Source organism: Aeromonas sp. QDB62 (genome assembly GCF_027705695.1).
In the GTDB taxonomy this organism is placed as follows: Bacteria; Pseudomonadota; Gammaproteobacteria; order Enterobacterales; family Aeromonadaceae; genus Aeromonas; species Aeromonas allosaccharophila.
In genome coordinates this window covers 23189-39886 of record NZ_JAPDCD010000025.1, presented here as the reverse complement: position 1 = coordinate 39886, position 16698 = coordinate 23189, and the positions used below count along the sequence as shown (strand labels likewise).

At 60.5% G+C, this 16698-nt stretch carries 18 protein-coding genes and 1 riboswitch; of the genes, 3 read left to right on the top strand and 15 right to left on the bottom strand.

Translation table 11 applies throughout. The features are described 5' to 3' along the window. Positions 1-86: 86 nt before the first annotated feature. Positions 87-1463: an alanine/glycine:cation symporter family protein gene (locus tag OKC27_RS13720; RefSeq protein WP_270806393.1), complete on the bottom strand. Its 1377-nt coding sequence runs from the start codon at positions 1461-1463 to the stop codon at positions 87-89. A gap of 250 nt (positions 1464-1713) precedes the next feature. Continuing rightward, a riboswitch (glycine riboswitch) is annotated at positions 1714-1829 on the bottom strand. 507 nt (positions 1830-2336) lie between these two features. Between OKC27_RS13720 and OKC27_RS13715 the strand changes: the two genes are divergently transcribed. Next, positions 2337-3503: a type III PLP-dependent enzyme gene (locus OKC27_RS13715; protein WP_270806392.1), complete on the top strand. Its 1167-nt coding sequence runs from the start codon at positions 2337-2339 to the stop codon at positions 3501-3503. An 89-nt stretch (positions 3504-3592) separates the two neighbouring features. Here the strand turns inward: OKC27_RS13715 and OKC27_RS13710 are convergent, their stop codons facing one another. Both OKC27_RS13710 and OKC27_RS13705 read right to left on the bottom strand, forming a co-directional pair. Next, positions 3593-4561, bottom strand: coding sequence for a calcium/sodium antiporter (locus OKC27_RS13710; RefSeq protein WP_042058886.1), 969 nt, complete (start codon positions 4559-4561; stop codon positions 3593-3595). A 126-nt stretch (positions 4562-4687) separates the two neighbouring features. Beyond that, on the bottom strand, positions 4688-5161 hold the full coding sequence (locus OKC27_RS13705; protein WP_201932565.1) for a peroxiredoxin: 474 nt from the start codon (positions 5159-5161) through the stop codon (positions 4688-4690). 156 nt (positions 5162-5317) lie between these two features. Here OKC27_RS13705 and OKC27_RS13700 point away from each other — a divergent pair, with 156 nt between their 5' ends. Then, a complete protein-coding gene (locus OKC27_RS13700) occupies positions 5318-6244 on the top strand; it encodes a phenylacetate--CoA ligase family protein (RefSeq protein ID WP_197929161.1) in 927 nt (308 codons plus the stop codon). A gap of 91 nt (positions 6245-6335) precedes the next feature. Here the strand turns inward: OKC27_RS13700 and yfcD are convergent, their stop codons facing one another. Further along, positions 6336-6818 carry an NUDIX hydrolase YfcD gene (gene yfcD / locus OKC27_RS13695; protein ID WP_075113410.1) on the bottom strand — a complete coding sequence of 161 codons (483 nt, stop codon included), beginning with the start codon at positions 6816-6818 and terminating at the stop codon, positions 6336-6338. Between the two features lie 205 nt (positions 6819-7023). Here yfcD and OKC27_RS13690 point away from each other — a divergent pair, with 205 nt between their 5' ends. Further along, on the top strand, positions 7024-7242 hold the full coding sequence (locus tag OKC27_RS13690) for a DUF1107 family protein (RefSeq protein WP_111805429.1): 219 nt from the start codon (positions 7024-7026) through the stop codon (positions 7240-7242). Between the two features lie 52 nt (positions 7243-7294). Here OKC27_RS13690 and OKC27_RS13685 read toward each other — a convergent pair whose 3' ends face one another. The 11 genes from OKC27_RS13685 to OKC27_RS13630 all read right to left on the bottom strand — a co-directional run bounded on the left by OKC27_RS13685 (position 7295) and on the right by OKC27_RS13630 (position 16628). Further along, positions 7295-7609 (bottom strand): DUF2845 domain-containing protein, encoded by a 315-nt coding sequence (locus OKC27_RS13685; RefSeq protein WP_005343911.1) that lies wholly within the window; start codon positions 7607-7609, stop codon positions 7295-7297. A gap of 188 nt (positions 7610-7797) precedes the next feature. Then, the gene (locus OKC27_RS13680; protein ID WP_139708705.1) at positions 7798-8409 is read right to left on the bottom strand and encodes an FKBP-type peptidyl-prolyl cis-trans isomerase; all 612 of its coding nucleotides are present in this window, start codon (positions 8407-8409) and stop codon (positions 7798-7800) included. A 278-nt stretch (positions 8410-8687) separates the two neighbouring features. Further along, positions 8688-9413 carry a copper homeostasis protein CutC gene (locus OKC27_RS13670; protein WP_075113412.1) on the bottom strand — a complete coding sequence of 242 codons (726 nt, stop codon included), beginning with the start codon at positions 9411-9413 and terminating at the stop codon, positions 8688-8690. Positions 9414-9454: 41 nt separating this feature from the next. Then, positions 9455-10357 (bottom strand): ROK family protein, encoded by a 903-nt coding sequence (locus OKC27_RS13665; protein WP_005338407.1) that lies wholly within the window; start codon positions 10355-10357, stop codon positions 9455-9457. 107 nt (positions 10358-10464) lie between these two features. Further along, complete coding sequence (locus OKC27_RS13660) at positions 10465-10971, bottom strand: GNAT family N-acetyltransferase (protein ID WP_234601480.1); 507 nt, start codon at positions 10969-10971, stop codon at positions 10465-10467. Further along, the gene (locus OKC27_RS13655; protein ID WP_234601481.1) at positions 10959-11765 is read right to left on the bottom strand and encodes a M48 family metallopeptidase; all 807 of its coding nucleotides are present in this window, start codon (positions 11763-11765) and stop codon (positions 10959-10961) included. The genes OKC27_RS13660 and OKC27_RS13655 overlap by 13 nt, the downstream gene beginning before the upstream one ends. 180 nt (positions 11766-11945) lie before the next feature. Continuing rightward, on the bottom strand, positions 11946-12920 hold the full coding sequence (locus OKC27_RS13650; RefSeq protein WP_075113414.1) for a PstS family phosphate ABC transporter substrate-binding protein: 975 nt from the start codon (positions 12918-12920) through the stop codon (positions 11946-11948). A 342-nt stretch (positions 12921-13262) separates the two neighbouring features. Further along, a complete protein-coding gene (gene phoR / locus OKC27_RS13645) occupies positions 13263-14558 on the bottom strand; it encodes a phosphate regulon sensor histidine kinase PhoR (protein WP_270806391.1) in 1296 nt (431 codons plus the stop codon). 8 nt (positions 14559-14566) lie between these two features. After that, positions 14567-15256: a phosphate regulon transcriptional regulator PhoB gene (gene phoB, locus OKC27_RS13640; protein ID WP_005338414.1), complete on the bottom strand. Its 690-nt coding sequence runs from the start codon at positions 15254-15256 to the stop codon at positions 14567-14569. 101 nt (positions 15257-15357) lie between these two features. Continuing rightward, the gene (locus tag OKC27_RS13635) at positions 15358-15768 is read right to left on the bottom strand and encodes a VOC family protein (protein WP_182969531.1); all 411 of its coding nucleotides are present in this window, start codon (positions 15766-15768) and stop codon (positions 15358-15360) included. A 62-nt stretch (positions 15769-15830) separates the two neighbouring features. Beyond that, positions 15831-16628: an AraC family transcriptional regulator gene (locus OKC27_RS13630; protein ID WP_182969532.1), complete on the bottom strand. Its 798-nt coding sequence runs from the start codon at positions 16626-16628 to the stop codon at positions 15831-15833. Between the last annotated feature and the right edge of the window lie 70 nt (positions 16629-16698).

Genomic DNA, 16698 nt, shown 5'->3' with positions numbered 1-16698 from the left:
CATCCATAGACACGGCGCACAAAAAAAGCCACGACCGGAGTCGTGGCTTGTTCTTTTCAATGGACACGTGAAACGGGTTGAGGCGCTCAAGCCGTCTGCGGCTCCGGCTCGGCTTCGCTATCCAGATCCCGGCTAAAGTAGGCGCGGGTCTCGGCGATCACCACATGGCGCAGGCCAATCAGGCCGATGAGGTTGGGCACCGCCATCAGGCCGTTAACGATATCGGCCAGGAGCCAAATCATGTCCAGATGGAGGAAAGCACCGCTCGCCACCAGCGCCAGATAGACCAGACGATAGGGCTTGATTGCCTTCACCCCGAACAGATATTCGGTGCAGCGCTCGCCGTAGTAGTTCCAGCCAAGGATGGTGGTAAAGGCGAAGAACAGCAGGCCAATGCTCACCAGATACTGGCCGACATGAGCATCGAGCCCCTGGGCAAAGGCCAGACTGGTCATGGCCGCACCGCTTGCATCGCCGCTCCACACGCCTGTGACCACCAGGGTCAGGCCGGTCATGGTGCAGATGATGATGGTGTCGATGAAGGTACCTGTCATGGAGACCAGCCCCTGCTCCACGCACGAATCGGTTTTGGCCGCCGCCGCCGCGATGGGTGCAGAGCCCAACCCTGACTCGTTGGAGAAGACACCGCGCGCCACCCCGGACTGAATGGCCAACATGATGCTGGCACCGACGAAGCCGCCGGTCGCCGCATGGCCAGTAAAGGCACTCTCGATCACCAGCATAACGGCATCGGGCAGGGCGCTGGCGTTGTTCACCAGCACGCCGAGGCAGGCGACGATGTAGAAGATGGCCATGAAGGGCACGACTTTGCTCGACACGCTGGAGATGGACTTGATCCCCCCCAGAGTCACCAGCGCCACGATCAGGGTCAGCACCACGGCGGTCGCTTCACGGGGCACCGAGAAGGAGAGGCTCATGGCGTCGGAGATGGCATTGACCTGTGGGAAGGTACCGATGCCGAGGAAGGCCACGCCGATACCGAACAGGGCAAACAGCTTGGCGAGCGGCTTGGAACCGAGCCCCTTCTCCAGATAGTACATGGGGCCACCAGCCATCTGGCCGTTGGCATCCTGCTCGCGGTATTTGACCGCCAGCAGGCACTCGGCGTACTTGGTGGCCATGCCGAACAGCGCCGCCATCCACATCCAGAACAGGGCACCGGGGCCGCCGAGCTTGATGGCGGTGGCAACCCCGACGATGTTGCCGGTACCAATGGTGGCAGAGAGGGCGGTGCAGAGGGCACCGAAGCTGGAGACATCCCCCTGCTTGCCATGCCCCTGATCGCGACCGAAGACCAGCCTCAGGGCGAGCGGCAAGCGCACAATCTGCAGCAGACCCAGACGCAGGGTGAGATAGATACCGGTCCCGACCAGCAGGATCAGCAGGGGTGGACCCCAGATAAAACTATCGATGGCGGTTAACGCCGATTGAATTGATGACATGCATCCTCCTTAAAAAACAAAGATTAAGGAGGAGAAGGATGATCTTCCCATAGGTGTCGCGATCGGCCAGAGGCGATCGGATGCAGGCCAAGAACGTGTTCACACTCTTACTGCGAGGCCGTGATCAAGGCTCATGCGCTGCTCGGAAGCCTCATGTATTTACATACACTCCGGTTCTTGCGCTGCTCTTTACCTTGCTGACGACCTCTCGTTACAGATCGTGAACAGTTCCAAGCTCAGGTACAACCATCCCATCCCCTCTGTCCTTTTGCCTGAGAGTTTCCGGCGCCAGCCTGCCCTTGCGGGTCGTCATGGTGCCTTGCTCCTTCGGCGCCCGATTTAACGGGTCTCTCCAGAGTATCGTCCAGTAGCAGTCCACACCGGTTGCCCGGTACCTGAAAGATTCACTTCTTCGGTGGATGGTCCCCCATCGCTCTCCTGCTACCTTCATCCGAACTAGTTTGGATTAGGAAGCTGGCATGTTAATCCAAAAAATGTGAGCTGTCTCGCACTTGGCCATCCCCGTTTGTACTTTTTTTGTTGCCACCGGAACATCGGTGATGATGTTAAATGTTAGTTAACTATCAACAAGTTAGGCGCTCGCAGATGACATGCGGCCCAAACGGAAAAAGTACCGGATAGAGAACAGTGCTCCCTCTCGTTTCGCCAAGAAATTCTTGCCAACATATCCAATCAAAATGCTTGCACACAGAATCAATAAGCCGATAATCCGGCGCATAACCAAGCACTTTGCCATCAATTTATGCACTGTGTTCGGTTGGTCCCACCGGACCGCTCGCCTGACCCGGCCGTCGCCGGTTCAATCGCATATGGCTTGGGCATATCACGCCCCCTAAGGATGACCAAAAGAGAATGAACGAGACCCTGGTTGCAAAAGATGTGGTCGCACAAGATTACCGTCAGCTGGTTGAACAATTCGGCTCCCCCCTGCTGCTGCTCGACAAGGCAGCCGTCCGCAAACAGTATCGGGCGCTGGCCGCCGCCCTGCCCGATGTACGATTGCACTATGCACTCAAGCCCCTGCCCCACGAGGCCGTGGTCTCTGTCTTGAAGGAAGAGGGGGCCTGTTTCGATCTGGCCACCAATGGCGAAGTGGATCTGGTGCGCAGTCAGGGGGTTCGCCCGGGACGTTGCATTCATACCCATCCCATCAAGCGCGACAGCGATATCCGCTATGCGCTGGAGTTCGGCTGCACTGTGTTTGTCTATGACAACCCGCTGGAGCTGGAGAAGTTCATTCCCTACAAGGACGAAGTGAAACTGCTGCTGCGGGTCAGCTTCCCGAACCCCGAGACCAAGGTCGATCTCTCCAAGAAATTCGGCTGCACCCCGGAGCAGGCGCTGCCGCTGCTGCAACTGGCGCACGCCAAGGGGATCAAGGTAATGGGGCTGTCGTTCCACGTCGGCTCCCAGGTGCCGCACGCCCGCCGCCATGTGCAAGCCATCGACGCCTGCCGCGAGATCATGGAGCAGGCCTGGGCGCTTGGGCTCAAGCCCTGGGTGCTGGATATCGGCGGCGGTTTCCCGGTCGACTATGAGGACGGCGAGTTCGATATCGACGGCTTCTGCGCGCCGATCCGCGAGGCGCTGGCCAAGTTGCCCGCCACCGTGCAGAAAATTGCCGAACCGGGCCGCTTTATCAGCGCACCGGCCATGACCTCGGTCGCCAGCGTGATGGGCAAGGCCCACCGTGGCGACAAGATCTGGTACTACCTGGATGACGGCCTCTACGGCAGCTACAACGGCCAACTCTATGACCACGTCACCTATCCGGTGAGCACCCCCTATGCCAGCGGCGAGCAGCATAACTCGGTGCTCTCCGGCCCCACCTGCGACAGCGTGGACGTAATCCGCGAAGGGATCATGCTGCCGGATCTGGCTATCGGCGAGCTGGTGGTGGGCAAGGTGATGGGGGCCTACACCTGGGCCTCGGCCTCCACCTTCAACTTCTTCCCCAAGGCGAGCATCCTCATTCTGGACAGCAGCCAGAAGGGGCAAAAGCTGGTGGCAGTGGCCTGAGCACACCGCTCACCAGCCAACAGGCTCACGGAGCAAAAACAAGAGGGGGAAGCTCAAGCTTCCCCCTCTCTCATTTCACCAACGCCAATTCAGATAAACTGGCTGGTCAGCAACCAACCGGTATAGGCGACGAAGCAGGCCAGCAGCACGCCCCCCTCCAGCCGGTTGATCCGCCCCCGCCCCTTGCGGCCCAGACACATTACCAGCAGCAACAGGGTCAGCCCCATCATGATGCTCCAGTCACGGGTGAGCACCTCGGACGCCACGTCGAGCGGGTGAATCGCTGCCGCAATCCCCACCACCGCCAGGGTGTTGAACAGGTTGGAGCCAATCACGTTGCCGAGCGCCAGATCATGCTCATTCTTGCGAATCGCGATCAGCGATGACGCCAGCTCAGGCAGCGAGGTCCCGACCGCCACAATGGTGAGGCCAATCACCAGATCGCTGATGCCGAGCGCCTGAGCGATGGTCACCGCCCCCCACACCAGCAAGCGGGATGCGCCGATCAGCAACACCAGCCCGACAACCAACCAGATAATGGCGCTCTTGAGGGACATCCCCTCACTCTCGATATCCTCGGCGGTCTCGCTATCCAGCGCATCTCCCTTGCCATTCATGCCAGCCCGGATGGACCAGCCCATCAGGGCAACGAAGACGACGCCGAGAATAGCCGCATCCATCCGACCCAGATGACCATCCATCAGCAGGGCGCCGGAGAGCAGGGTAATGCCGAGCAGGATCGGGATCTCCTTGCGCACCACCTGAGAGGCCACCGCGATAGGGCTAATCAGGGCGGTCAGACCCAGGATCAGCGCGATATTGGTGATGTTGGAGCCATAGGCGTTGCCGAGCGCCAAGCCGGGATTGCCCTGGGAGGCCGCCAGCGCCGAGACCACCATCTCCGGTGCCGACGTGCCAAAACCGATGATCACCATGCCGATCAGCAGCGGCGGCATCCCCGCATAACGGGCGGTGGCGGCGGCACCATCGACAAACTTGTCAGCACTCCAGACCAGCAGCGCCAGTCCGGCAATCAGGGCAACAAAAGCCAGGGTCATAGGATCTTCATCTCTTCGTCAGCAAACAGGAGCGCCAGCAAACCCTGCCGGCACCATGGGAAAGTGGCGCCCAGTGTAGCGATGCCATTTCCCAATTCAAGGGGAAATCAAACCGTGATTAACATTTCACAACGCGGCCAGCAGGCTCGCGGCATCGGAGACTTCGAACTTGCCGGGCACCTCCACAAACAGCTGCTCGACCACGCCATCGTTGGCGATCAACGCAAAGCGCTGGGCGCGGATGCCGCCAAAGGCGCCGGTATCCTTGGCCAGACCCAGCGCCTGGCTCCAGCGGCCATCACCATCCGCCAGCATGGTGATGGCCTCAGCATTCTGGGCCGTCTGCCAGGCCCGCATCACGAAGGCGTCGTTGACCGACAGACAGCAGATGGCATCCACCCCTTTGGCCATGAACTGATCGGCCAGCACCACGTAACCAGGCAGATGGGCATTGGAACAGGTGGGAGTAAAAGCGCCAGGCACCGCAAACAGCACCACTTTTTTACCAGCGAACAGCGTGTGGCTATCCCGCAGCTGCTTGCCCTCCGGGGTAATAAAGGTAAATTCGCCCGCAGGCAGGGGTTGTCCGACAGCAATCATGGCTTCTCATCCTGAGTCGTGGTGGAAAGTCGCCAGTTTAACCCGATGTGATGAGCCATCCCAACCGGAACCGTGAGCCGGATCACCGATGGCGGACGGGCATTTTCCGCTCGGGCAGACTACTCTTGAGCAGGTTTCACGGCGCCAGGAGGCCCCATGCAACACTACTACGATGGTCTGGAAATTCGTCCCCCCGCCCTGCGCGAACAACAGCAACTGGACCAGCTCAATCATCAGCTTACCCATGTCAGTCAATACTGCGCCGGTTACTCCAGCGCCTATCGCCAATGTCACCTCGAGGATCTGTCAGAGCTGGCCACCCTGCCGCTGCTCGACACCACAGAGCTGTTTGCTGCCCAGCAGGCTCACCCCCCCTTCGCCGGTCTCACCGGCCGTCCGGCCAGTCAGGCGCTGCGGGTCTTCTCCTGTCCGGGCCAGCTGGCCATCCCCGAGTATGCCGGGGCAGACTGGTGGGGCGCCGCCCGGGCGCTGTTTGCCGCCGGTTTCAAGGCAGGGGAAGTGATGCTCAACGGCCACGACTATCACGCCGGCCCCACCGCCTTTATCTTCGATAACGGCGCCCGCCAGCTGGGCGCCCCCGTGGTGCCCTGCGGGCCACACGATACCCAGCGCCAGCTGGAGGCGCTGCTGCGCTATCAACCTACCGGCTACGTTGGTCCGTTGGTGACCCTGCTCGACCTGCTGGAAGCTGCCGAGGCGGCGGAGATCCCCACCGACTCGCTGCGCCGCGCCCTGCTGTGCGAAGCCACCCATCCTGAAACCGCACCACTGCGCGCCGTTCACGGCATTGCGGCCCTCAACTGTCTGGTGTGGCAGGATGTGGGGGTAGTGGCCTACGAGAGCCAGCCCGGTCAGGGTTTTATCGTCAACGAGAGCTGCATCGTCGAAATCATCGATCCCGCCAGCGGCAATCCCGTGAGTGGCGATGAAACAGGCCAGCTGGTGGTGACCCGGCTCGATCTGGAGTATCCGCTGCTGCGGCTGGTCACCGACTGGCAAGGTCACTGGCTCGCCAAGCACAGCGCGTGCGGACGCACCAACCGGCGCCTCAAGCTGGTGTAGCCACCTAGACAAATGCACAAATGTACAAATGCAAACGGGCAGCCATCAGGCTGCCCGTTTTGTCTCTGGCGAGAAAAATGTCTGACGCTTGTCAGCGTCTCGCCTGCCAGGTGGCGATGGCGAGCAGGGAATCGGGGGTAAATTCGCTGGCGCGCTCGGCAATCTCGGCAAGGCTCATCCAGTGTACCGCGCTCACCTCTTCGGCCTGCAACTGCAGCGGCCCCTGATAGCGGCAACTGAAGAGACCGCCCCAGACCCGATAGCCCTCCCCTTCGGCATAAAAGCTGCCAAAGCCCTGCAGGGGGACATCGGCAATGCCCAACTCCTCGGCCAGCTCGCGGCGGGCGGAGGGCTCCATCTCCTCACCGGTGGTGACCACACCACCGGCGCAGGCATCCAGCATGCCAGGGCAGAAATCCTTGCTGAGGGTGCGTCGCTGCACCAGGATCCGATCCGCGTCGTCGAGCACCAGAATATAGCTGGCGCGATGGCAGAGATTCTCCCGCCGCACCTTGGCTCGCTCGGCCACGCCAATCACCCGGTTATTCCCGTCCACCACATCAACCCATTCCACGCCCAGGCCCTTTCGTTTGTTCCATTCAAGCCCGCAGTATATCGGTGCTGCTCGTTGTCATGGCACTACTTTTTCTGCCGTGGCGGCCCTTTTTATGGTGCCCTTCGCCAGAATGAGGATTCATGCAAATCTTTATAAACCGTCATCTCGGTGTCATCGACCGACACCATAGTGTGCCCTGTCCCGGCAATCAGGAAACCATGTGATGAAGGTGTTCAAGCAGTTATCCCCACGACAGATCGCTCGCTACATCAAGAGCTTTCACCGAGGCTATTTTGCCATCGAGTCGCTGGGGACATTTGAATTCAACGCAGGCAGGATCAGCCTCCATGGCTTGACCTGCCGCCAGCGGCTGAGGCTGGCCCGCCAGATCAATCAGGCCGTCAGCCAGCTTCGTCACAACGAACCCTTGCCGGACATGTGAGTCAAAGGGTCTTGCCCTACTGTCTGTTGTGCATCCATGCTTTGCCCGCCGGCTAGTCGCCGCGCGGGCCGTTTTCGATGTCGGTGATGATACCGTTGCGCACCGTGACGAAGCGCATGAACTCGTTCTTGCCGAAGTTGTAGGTCCAGCGTTCGCCATATTTGACCTGCACCAGGTTGCCAAACTGGTTCTCCTCGTTGCGGTTGAGCTCTTCGCGCAGCATAGGCTCACCGCACTTGAGCAGCATCTCGGCGGTGGTGTCGCCCTCGGTAATAAGCGCATTCTTGCAGCGCATGGCATCGGCACTGGCCGGAATGCTCAGCAGCAACAGGGCCAGCCCCGCTACCTTATTCATCTTCTTGCTCATCGGGTTCTCCTCTCCGGTCGCATGAGTCGCAGTATGCCTGTTCCCGTTGCTGAATAAACCAGTCAATGGCGCAAAAGAGTCGCCATTTTCTGCTCCACAGCCCGTTGGCTGCGACACATACTGGCTATCAGATCGCACCAAAAACAAACGGCGACCCGAGGGTCGCCGTTTGCATCAAACCAGCAGGATCACAGGATGTCCAGCAGCTCGACTTCAAATACCAGTGCAGAGTAAGGCGGGATGGAACCCGCGCCACGAGCACCGTAGGCCAGATCGTGGGGGATGTAGAGCTTCCACTTGGAACCAACCGGCATCATCTGCAGTGCTTCAACCCAACCAGCGATCACGCCGGTTACCGGGAACTCGGCCGGCTGGCCACGGGCGACGGAGCTGTCGAATACACCACCGTGGGTGAAGGTACCGTGGTAGTGCACGCGAACTGACTGACCGGCTACCGGAACGGCACCGTTGCCTTCGACCAGCACTTCGTACTGCAGACCGGAATCGGTCACGTTTACGTCGTCGCGCTTGGCGTTGTCAGCCAGGAAGGCTTCGCCGTCAGCAGCTGCGGCCTTGGCAACGGCTTCCTGCTCTTCTTGCATACGCGCAGTGATCACCTGGAAGGCATCATTGATATCGTCACGGCTGACCGCGAACTCCAGACCATTCAGGGCATCTGCCAGGCCTTGTTGCAGGGCCGGGATATCCAGACCGGCGAAAGCTTGCTGCGCCAGCTGATCACCCATGTTGCGGCCGATGCCATAGCTGGCCTTCTGTTCGATAGAGTCGTATTGGGACATTGAGATGTTGCTCCAGATCCATGTAGTAAAGAGGCGGGATAATATCAGACTTTTGGCCGGGGTGCTGCCGGAGGCCCCCCTGATTTCCCCGTCAGTGGGAGGAACTTCACACAAGAAGCGGATGAACGCCGCCCAACGGCGGCGAACTGCTTAACCGCGATCCAGCAAGGCTCTGACAGCTGCGACCTTGGCGCCATCGGTGATATTGACCCGACCGTCGTCCGAGGTGCCCATGTTGACGCCATACGGAGGGACACCATGCCACCGCGCTGCGTTCCTCACGCCTTGTCGAGCAAAGCACGCACCGCGGCCACTTTGGCACCCTCGGTGATATTGACCCGGCCATCGTCCGAGGTGCCCATATTGACACCATGGGGCACCATGCCCCCGCGCCAGCCCATGCCGGACATATGCACTTCGCTCACTCCGGTGAACTCGATGATGGTGCGCACGTTGTCGGCATTGACCCCGGCGCCCGGCATCAGGCTGGCACGGCCCGCCAACACCTGATGCATCTCCTGCAGGGTTTCCAGCCCGGCCAGCGCAGTGGCCGCATGACCGGAACTCAGAATGCGCTCGCAACCGGCGGCGACTATGGTCTCCAGATCGAGGCGCCAGTCGGAGGAGAGGTCGATGGCGCGATGGAAGGTGACCCCCAACGGGCCGGCTGCATCCACCAGCTGTTTGAGCTTGGCGGCAGGCACCCGCCCCTCCTCATCCAACAAACCGACCACCACCCCTTGCAGGCCCGCAGCGCGCGCCGCGGCGATATCCAGCAGCATCATCTCGAACTCGCCGTCGTTGAAGCAAAAATCTCCGGCGCGCGGGCGGATCATGGCGTACACCGGCACAGTGGCGTGGCGGGCAGCCAGCTGCATAAAGCCATAGGAGGGGGTCAGGCCACCCAGACCCAGCGCAGAGCAGAGCTCGATGCGATCCGCCCCGGATTGCTGGGCGGTGAAGAGGGATTCCAGGTTGTCGATACAGATTTCAAGACGGGTCATGAGGACTCCTTTTTCGGGGAGATCAGACCCCACATCTGATCTCATAGATTGAGCAAGGCTGCGCCGCGCACACCACCGGCGCCGCCGAAGCGGGCCTGACGGATCTCGGGCAGGGCGACCCCGGGCAGCAAGTGACCGGGCAGACGCAGCGGCAACTGTTCATAGAGGGCGGGCAGGCCGCTCAGGCCGCCCCCCAACACCACCACCTCGGGATCAATCACCGAAATGGCAGTAGCAAGCCCGGCAGCCATGATCTCCAGCCAGCAGTCGACGGTCTCGACTGCGTGGGGCTCATGGGCCTCGAAGCGTCCCACAATCTGGTGACCCGTGGCGCGCTGGCCATGGAAATGGTGATAGAGACGCTCCAGACCGGTGCCGGATGCATAGGTTTCAAAACAGACCAGACGGCCGCAGCCGCAACGGGGACGGGGCAACTCGGGGTACTTCATCAGCATGGTCGCAGGCAAGGGGTAGTGACCAATCTCGCCAGCCAGCCAGTTACGCCCCTGAATAAGCTTGCCCGCCAGATAGACGGCGCCGCCGATACCGGTGCCGATGGTGACGCCGAGCGCACTGCCTGCGCCGTCGGCGGCGCCCTGATGCACTTCGGACCAGAGGAAGCAGTTGGCGTCGTTATCCACCTTGACCGGCCGTTCCAGCAGCTCGGCCAGATCGGCGCCCAGATGGCGACCATTGATGGAGGGCAGGTTGGCCGCCACTATGCTGTGATCGTGGCTGTTGATGACGCCGGGGAAACCGATGCCGACCGAGCCCCGTGCGCCGAAGCGGGCATCTGCCTGCTCAACCCGGGAGCGGATCAACTGCTGCAACCCCTCGTAATCGTTGCCGGGGGTGCTCATGCGCTCCTCATGGCAGAGGTTCAATGCACCGTCATAGACCGCGAAGGCGATCTTGGTACCACCGATATCAAAGCCGTAATACATGCCCGCACTCCCTTGTCAGCCCGTGTTTATTCCACTCTGTTCTGGGGGGACATTGTATTAATTCGCAAAAAAAATAAAGTGACCGGAGGCGAAAAACGGGAGAGTGATCAGAGCAAACGGCTCATTTGTCGCTGCAGGCAGGGCTGCCCGAGGCTTATCAGGGTGCGCTCCTCGCCGTCAAAGACGAAGCCGCGGCGCAGATAAAACCCCTCGCCAATGTGGTTGCCATCGAGCAGCCACAATTTGACGCTATGGCAACCGGCGCGGCGCATCTGCATCGCCACCGCCTGCCACAGCCGTTTGCCATAGCCTTGTCGCCAGTGATCGGGATGGAGATAAAACGCGCGGATCAGGGCGCTGCTCTGCCCCGCTTCCTGCTGGGGTTGCCAGTAGAGCAGGCCGATCACCACCTCATCAAGGCAAAGCAGCATGGGCCTTGGGCCCGCTTCGGCCAGACGGCTCTGCCAGATCTGCAGATGGGCGGTGACATCGAGCTGTGCCAGCATGTCGGCACCGAGCACCTGGCCATAGGCAGCGAGCCAGCTGGCTCGCTGCATCACCGTCATGGCGGCGGCATCGTCGCTGCGCGCCATGCGCAGGCTTATGCCTTGCATTGGGGCACCAGACCGTTGGCGCGGGCCTGCTCATAGAGCGGCAGCACTTGCGCCTGTTGCGCCTGCAACTCGGCAATCCGGTTCTCGTTGCTGGGGTGGGTAGAGAGCAATTGCGGCGGGGTGTTGCCACCGGCGGCGGCACTCATGTTTTGCCACAGGGGAACGGCTTCGGCCGGATTGAAACCGGCGCGCGCCATCAGCTCCAGTCCCAGTCTGTCCGCTTCGCTCTCTTGGGTGCGGCCATAGGGCAGCATCACCCCGACCTCGACCCCGAGGCCAAGGGCCGCCATGGTGGCGCCGCGATACTCGCTGGTGCCCATGGCGATGTCGGCGGCCGCCAGACCGATCCCTGCCAGCTGGCTGCGCGAGAGTCGCTCGTTGGAGTGCTGGGCCAGCACGTGAGTCAGCTCGTGACCGATGACGGTCGCCAGCTGATCCTGATTCTTGGCCACCTTGAGCAGGCCGCTGTATACCCCGATCTTACCACCGGGCAGGGCGAAGGCGTTGACCTGTTTGGAGTCAAACACCACCACTTCCCAGTTGGTGATGCCATAGCTGGCCGGCACCTGAGCGGTTACCGCCTTGGCGACACAGGAGACATAGGCGTTGAGTTTGGCATCCTGGCTCACCTTCTCCTGCTTCTTCATCTGCTCGAAGGAGTCGGCGCCCAGCTGACTCATCTGCTGGGGAGAGTAGAGCAGCATCTGGCTGCGGCCGGTCGGTGACTGGGCGCAGGCGACCAGCAGGGAACTGCAGAGGGCTACCAGGCCAAACTTGGTGAGAGACGCAATCATGAAGGGATCCTTTGCCGTGACGTTGCCCTATTCTCGGAAATGCCGCCCTGCGACGCAAGGGAGCCAGCGCCCGGCTGGCGGAAAAATATCCATCCTGCGCTATTAACAAAACGGACAGCCGCCAAAAACAAAACGAGCCCGCTTGGGCTCGTTTTATCAGGGCATACTGACTGCAGGCAGTTATATGATACCCAGCTTTTTCAGGTCAGCCTGTACTACCTTGGCCGGCACCGGCACGTAGCCATCTTTGGCAACGATGCTTTGACCCGCTTTGGAGAGCATCATCTTGACGAACTCTTGCTCCATCGGGGAGAGCGGCTTGTTCGGATGCTTGTTCACGTAAACATACAGGAAGCGCGACAGCGGATACTTGCCGGTGATGGCGTTGTCGGCATTGGCTTCGATGAAGGTCTTGCCATCCTTGGAGAGCGGAACGGCACGCACGCCGGAGGTGACATAACCGATACCGGAGTAGCCGATGCCGTTCAGGGAGGCAGAGACAGACTGCACCACGGAGGCAGAACCCGGCTGCTCGTTCACGCCGCTCTTGAAGTCGCCGTTACACAGGGCGTGCTCCTTGAAGTAACCGTAGGTGCCGGATACCGAGTTGCGACCGAACAGTTGCAGATCCTTAGCGGACCAGTTGCCGTCCAGACCCAGATCAGACCACTTGGTGGCCGCCTTGGCTTCGCCGCACTTGAGGGTGCTGGAGAAGATGGCGTCGATCTGCGGCATGGTCAGCCCCTTGATGGGGTTGTCCTTATTGACGAACACCGCCAGCGCATCGACTGCAACGCGAATGGCAGTCGGCTTGTAGCCGTAACGCTTCTCGAATGCTTCCTCTTCACCGGCCTTCATGGCGCGGCTCATCGGGCCAAACTGGGCAACACCTTCGGTCAGAGCAGTCGGCGCGGTAGAAGAACCGGCGGCCTGGATCTGCACGTTGACGTTGGGGTACATGCGCTTAAATTCTTCGGCCCACAAGGTCATCATGTTGGCCAGGGTATCCGAGCCGACAGAGGACAGGTTGCCCGAAATGCCGCTGGTCGGGGTGTAATCTGGCAGATTCTTGTCAAGGCCATAAGCCAGGGTGCTGGCGGAAAATAGAGTCGCTGCGGTAAATCCGATTACACCAGCCAGTTTGTTGAGTTTCATCCAATCTCTCCAAGGTTGCAGAACGCAGTCCATAAACACGGTGTTAACTTTGCTCAACGCCGATCTCGCCGACCAGTTTGTTGAGTTACATTCCATGCCCTCACCACTGTGGCAAAAGGTCATCGTCAATTGGCAGTCCGTTACTTTGGCCGTCGCTCGGTGGCGTTATCTGGTCAAAGTTACCGAAGGTCCGTTCTTAAGACGGCGCCAGTATCTGACCTGGCAGTGACAAATTTATGGATTTAATGTGACACTTTAATGACATGGCGAGGCGATGGACCAAATGAAAAGAGGGCCGCTGTCGCCGCCCTCTCTCCTTCGCTAACCCATTGCCATAAAAGACTATTTAATCACCACCATGCGGGCTGGAATGAGAAAGCTGAAGCGGCTGCCAAGGCCGACCCGGCTCTCGATATCGAGCTGGCAGTCGTGGTGACTGAGGGCATGCTTGACGATGGCAAGGCCGAGCCCTGAGCCGCCGGTGTGGCGGGAACGGGCCTTGTCGACCCGATAGAACCGCTCGGTCAGCCGCGCCAGATGCTCGGGGGCAATCCCCTCCCCCTCGTCGCTCACGGCAAACAGCGCCATCGCCCCCTGCTTGCGCCACTCCACGCTGATCTTGCGCCCCGCCGGGGTGTAGTGGATGGCGTTGTAGACCAGATTGGAGACCGCGCTACGCAACTGCTCCTGATCGCCACGCACCAAGAGGTTAGGCTGCACCATGAATTCGATCTGGTGGGCCCGATCGCCCGAGAGTGCCCGCGCCTCCTGCTCCAGCAACCCCAGCATGGCGGGCATGTCCACCAGATGGGAAAGATCCACCGAGGGGGCCGCCTCGATACGCGACAGGGTGAGCAGCTGATTGACCAGATTGTCCATGCGGATGGTCTGCTCCATCATCACCTTGTGCGCCTTGGCCCACATGGCGGGCGGGGGCGGCTCTTCGGTCATCTCCAGATAGCCCTTGAGCACGGTCAGCGGGGTGCGCAGCTCGTGGGAAACGTTGGAAACGAAGTGTTTGCGGGTCTTCTCGAGACTGCGCAGGCGGGTGACATCCCGCACCACCAGCATCGCCTGATCCGAGGCGTAGGGCATGATGCGAAACTCGAGAAACTTCTCCTCGTTGACCGGGGAGCTCATCTCCAGCGGCTCGTCATACGCCCCCTTGCCCAGATAGGCGTTAAAGGCCGGATTGCGAATGAGGTTGCCAATATGCTGACCGGCATCCTCCGGCCAGCGAAAACCGAGCAGCTGCTCCGCCAACCGGTTGCACCAGAGGATACTGCCGTCGGTGCGAAACACCACAGCGGCATCGGGCAGCGCTTCGGCCCCCTCCCGAAAGCGGCGGATCAGCCCCGCCAGCTCGCGGCGGCGGGCCCGGTGACGCTGCTGCAACTTGTAGATACCGTTGAAGATGTACTCCCAGCTGCCACTGCCGCTGGGGGGCACCAGGCTGCGATCGTGCCACAGCCAGTCCGACAGCCGCTTCTGGAAGCGATAGTGCCAGCCCAGATGACACACAGCCGCCACCAACAGGCAGAGGGGGAGATGATCAATCAGCCAACCGAACAGAGCGAAAGGCAAATAGAAAAACGCCATTCGACACAACTGTCGCCGCCAGGCGTAAGGTTGCAACATAACTGCCTCTAGAGACGGGTTGAGAAGCGGTATCCGGCTCCACGCACCGTCTGGATCAATCTGTCGTGCCCAGTCTCTTCGATCGCCTTGCGCAGGCGGCGAATATGCACATCCACGGTTCTGTCCTCGACGTACACATTGGTACCCCAGACATTGTTGAGCAGCTGTTCACGGCTGTAGACCCGCTCGGGGTGAGTCATAAAGAAGTGCAGCAGCTTGAATTCGGTCGGTCCCATGTCGAGCGCCTTCTCTTCGGCACTGACCCGGTGGGAGACAGGATCGAGTTTCAGCCCCTGCACCTCGATCACCTCATCCACCGAGGTGGGCGATACGCGGCGCATCACCGCATGGAGGCGAGCGGTCAGCTCCTTGGGCGAGAACGGCTTGGTGATGTAGTCATCGGCACCAGCCTCCAGACCACGTACCTTGTCCTCCTCTTCACCGCGGGCGGTGAGCATCACCACCGGGATCTGGCGCGTTACCTCATCCTGCTTGAGCTGCTTGATAAACTGGATGCCACTGCCGCCCGGCATCATCCAGTCCAGCACGATGAGTTCGGGGTAGGGTTCGCGCACCTTCGCCAGTCCATCGGCGTAATCTTCCGCTTCAATCGTCTCATATCCCTTCTGCTCCAGCACGAAGCAGAGCATTTCGCGGATCGGTGCTTCGTCCTCGACCACCAGAATTCGCTTAGCCATTCCCTTCTCTCTCCTCTGTGAAGATGGGTGCGCCAATTATTAGAACTTTCTGTGACACTTTTATGACTTTATGACAGGCGGGATGATAAACGTTTTCAGATTCAGTTGGCAGCAGCGCGTTGCAGCAAGTCCCAGCGGTTGCCACTGATGTCCTCGAACACCACAACGGTGCCGTAAGGCTCGTCGCGGGGCTGTTCACAAAAATGCACACCGTACGCCAGCATGCGCTGGTAATCCCCCCAGAAGTCATCGGTCTCGAGAAACAGGAACACCCGACCGCCGCCCTGCTGGCCGATGGCGGCCTGCTGCTGCGCATTGGCCGCTTGCGCCAGCAGCAGCGCGGAACCGGGGGCACCTTTGGGGGCAACCCGCACCCAGCGCTTGCCCGGTTTGCCCGGTTCATCTAGCCGGGTATCTTCCAAGAGCGCGAAGCCAAGTCCCTCGGTAAAAAAGCGAATGGCCTGATCGTAATCGGCGACCAGCAGGGTCAATGCACCTATGTGTTGTGACATGGCAGAAAACTCCTCAATAGTTGGATCTACAGGGCGCCCGCAGGCGCCCTCATCATTTTGAATCACAGCCCCTTTTTACTCCCGAGCTGCTGGCGATAACGCTGGGGGGAACAGCCCAGCTCCCGGTTGAACATGGCGATAAAGGCCGAAGTGGAGCCATAACCGAGCCGCCAGCTGATCTCCTGAATGGGCAGGTCGCCCTTGAGCCAGGCCAGCGCCTTGAGCAGCCGCAACCGCGCCCGCCACTGGCCAAAGTTCATCCCCAGCTCCCGCAGGCAGCGGCGTGCCAGGGTGCGCTCGGTGGTATGAAGTTGCCCGGCCCACTGGGCCAAGGTGCGGGGATCGGCCGGGTCATGATGCAGCACCGCCAGCATGGGGGCCAGCAGCTTGTCCTGACTCATCGGCAGGTAGCTCTCCTGACAGCGGGTACGCGCCAGTCGCGCCACCAGTAGTTCGGCCTGCCGTTGATCCCACTCATCCATCATATGACCTACCCGCCGTTCGCAAAAATCGCTCAGCAGGGCGCGGATCAGCGGGGTCATCAGCAGCAATCTCGGCTCTGGCGGCAATCTGGCCGACCATTCGTGGCTAACGTAGATCGAGGTGTAATCGAGGGCCTGTTCGTTGTAGGCGGTGTGATCGAGATCCGCCGGCACCCAGATTAGGTAGTCGGCGGGCGCCACCAACCGCTGTGCCCCCAGCTCCATCTCCATCACCCCCAGGCTGATCATGCTGAGCTGCCCCCAGGGATGGGAGTGAAGCGAGGTGATGCTGTCGGCTCGCAACTGCTGATAACGAAAATAGAGCGGATTGGGGGCTGGCAGCTCGCTATCGGTGGAATGGTAGTGGTGAGCCACCATGACAGGTTGTCCTTTCTGCGGGATCATCTGTCTTTTTTACGCTACTTGCCAATAGAAAGACAAGGGTAGA

Excerpts from the sequence above, each read along its gene's own strand:
- OKC27_RS13720 (WP_270806393.1), bottom strand. The coding sequence starts at position 1,463 with ATGTCATCAATTCAATCGGCGTTAACCGCCATCGATAGTTTTATCTGG.
- OKC27_RS13715 (WP_270806392.1), top strand. The coding sequence starts at position 2,337 with ATGAACGAGACCCTGGTTGCAAAAGATGTGGTCGCACAAGATTACCGT.
- OKC27_RS13710 (WP_042058886.1), bottom strand. The coding sequence starts at position 4,561 with ATGACCCTGGCTTTTGTTGCCCTGATTGCCGGACTGGCGCTGCTGGTC.
- OKC27_RS13705 (WP_201932565.1), bottom strand. The coding sequence starts at position 5,161 with ATGATTGCTGTCGGACAACCCCTGCCTGCGGGCGAATTTACCTTTATT.
- OKC27_RS13700 (WP_197929161.1), top strand. The coding sequence starts at position 5,318 with ATGCAACACTACTACGATGGTCTGGAAATTCGTCCCCCCGCCCTGCGC.
- OKC27_RS13690 (WP_111805429.1), top strand. The coding sequence starts at position 7,024 with ATGAAGGTGTTCAAGCAGTTATCCCCACGACAGATCGCTCGCTACATC.
- OKC27_RS13685 (WP_005343911.1), bottom strand. The coding sequence starts at position 7,609 with ATGAGCAAGAAGATGAATAAGGTAGCGGGGCTGGCCCTGTTGCTGCTG.
- OKC27_RS13680 (WP_139708705.1), bottom strand. The coding sequence starts at position 8,409 with ATGTCCCAATACGACTCTATCGAACAGAAGGCCAGCTATGGCATCGGC.
- OKC27_RS13670 (WP_075113412.1), bottom strand. The coding sequence starts at position 9,413 with ATGACCCGTCTTGAAATCTGTATCGACAACCTGGAATCCCTCTTCACC.
- OKC27_RS13665 (WP_005338407.1), bottom strand. The coding sequence starts at position 10,357 with ATGTATTACGGCTTTGATATCGGTGGTACCAAGATCGCCTTCGCGGTC.
- OKC27_RS13660 (WP_234601480.1), bottom strand. The coding sequence starts at position 10,971 with ATGCAAGGCATAAGCCTGCGCATGGCGCGCAGCGACGATGCCGCCGCC.
- OKC27_RS13655 (WP_234601481.1), bottom strand. The coding sequence starts at position 11,765 with ATGATTGCGTCTCTCACCAAGTTTGGCCTGGTAGCCCTCTGCAGTTCC.
- OKC27_RS13650 (WP_075113414.1), bottom strand. The coding sequence starts at position 12,920 with ATGAAACTCAACAAACTGGCTGGTGTAATCGGATTTACCGCAGCGACT.
- phoR (WP_270806391.1), bottom strand. The coding sequence starts at position 14,558 with ATGTTGCAACCTTACGCCTGGCGGCGACAGTTGTGTCGAATGGCGTTT.
- phoB (WP_005338414.1), bottom strand. The coding sequence starts at position 15,256 with ATGGCTAAGCGAATTCTGGTGGTCGAGGACGAAGCACCGATCCGCGAA.
- OKC27_RS13635 (WP_182969531.1), bottom strand. The coding sequence starts at position 15,768 with ATGTCACAACACATAGGTGCATTGACCCTGCTGGTCGCCGATTACGAT.
- OKC27_RS13630 (WP_182969532.1), bottom strand. The coding sequence starts at position 16,628 with ATGGTGGCTCACCACTACCATTCCACCGATAGCGAGCTGCCAGCCCCC.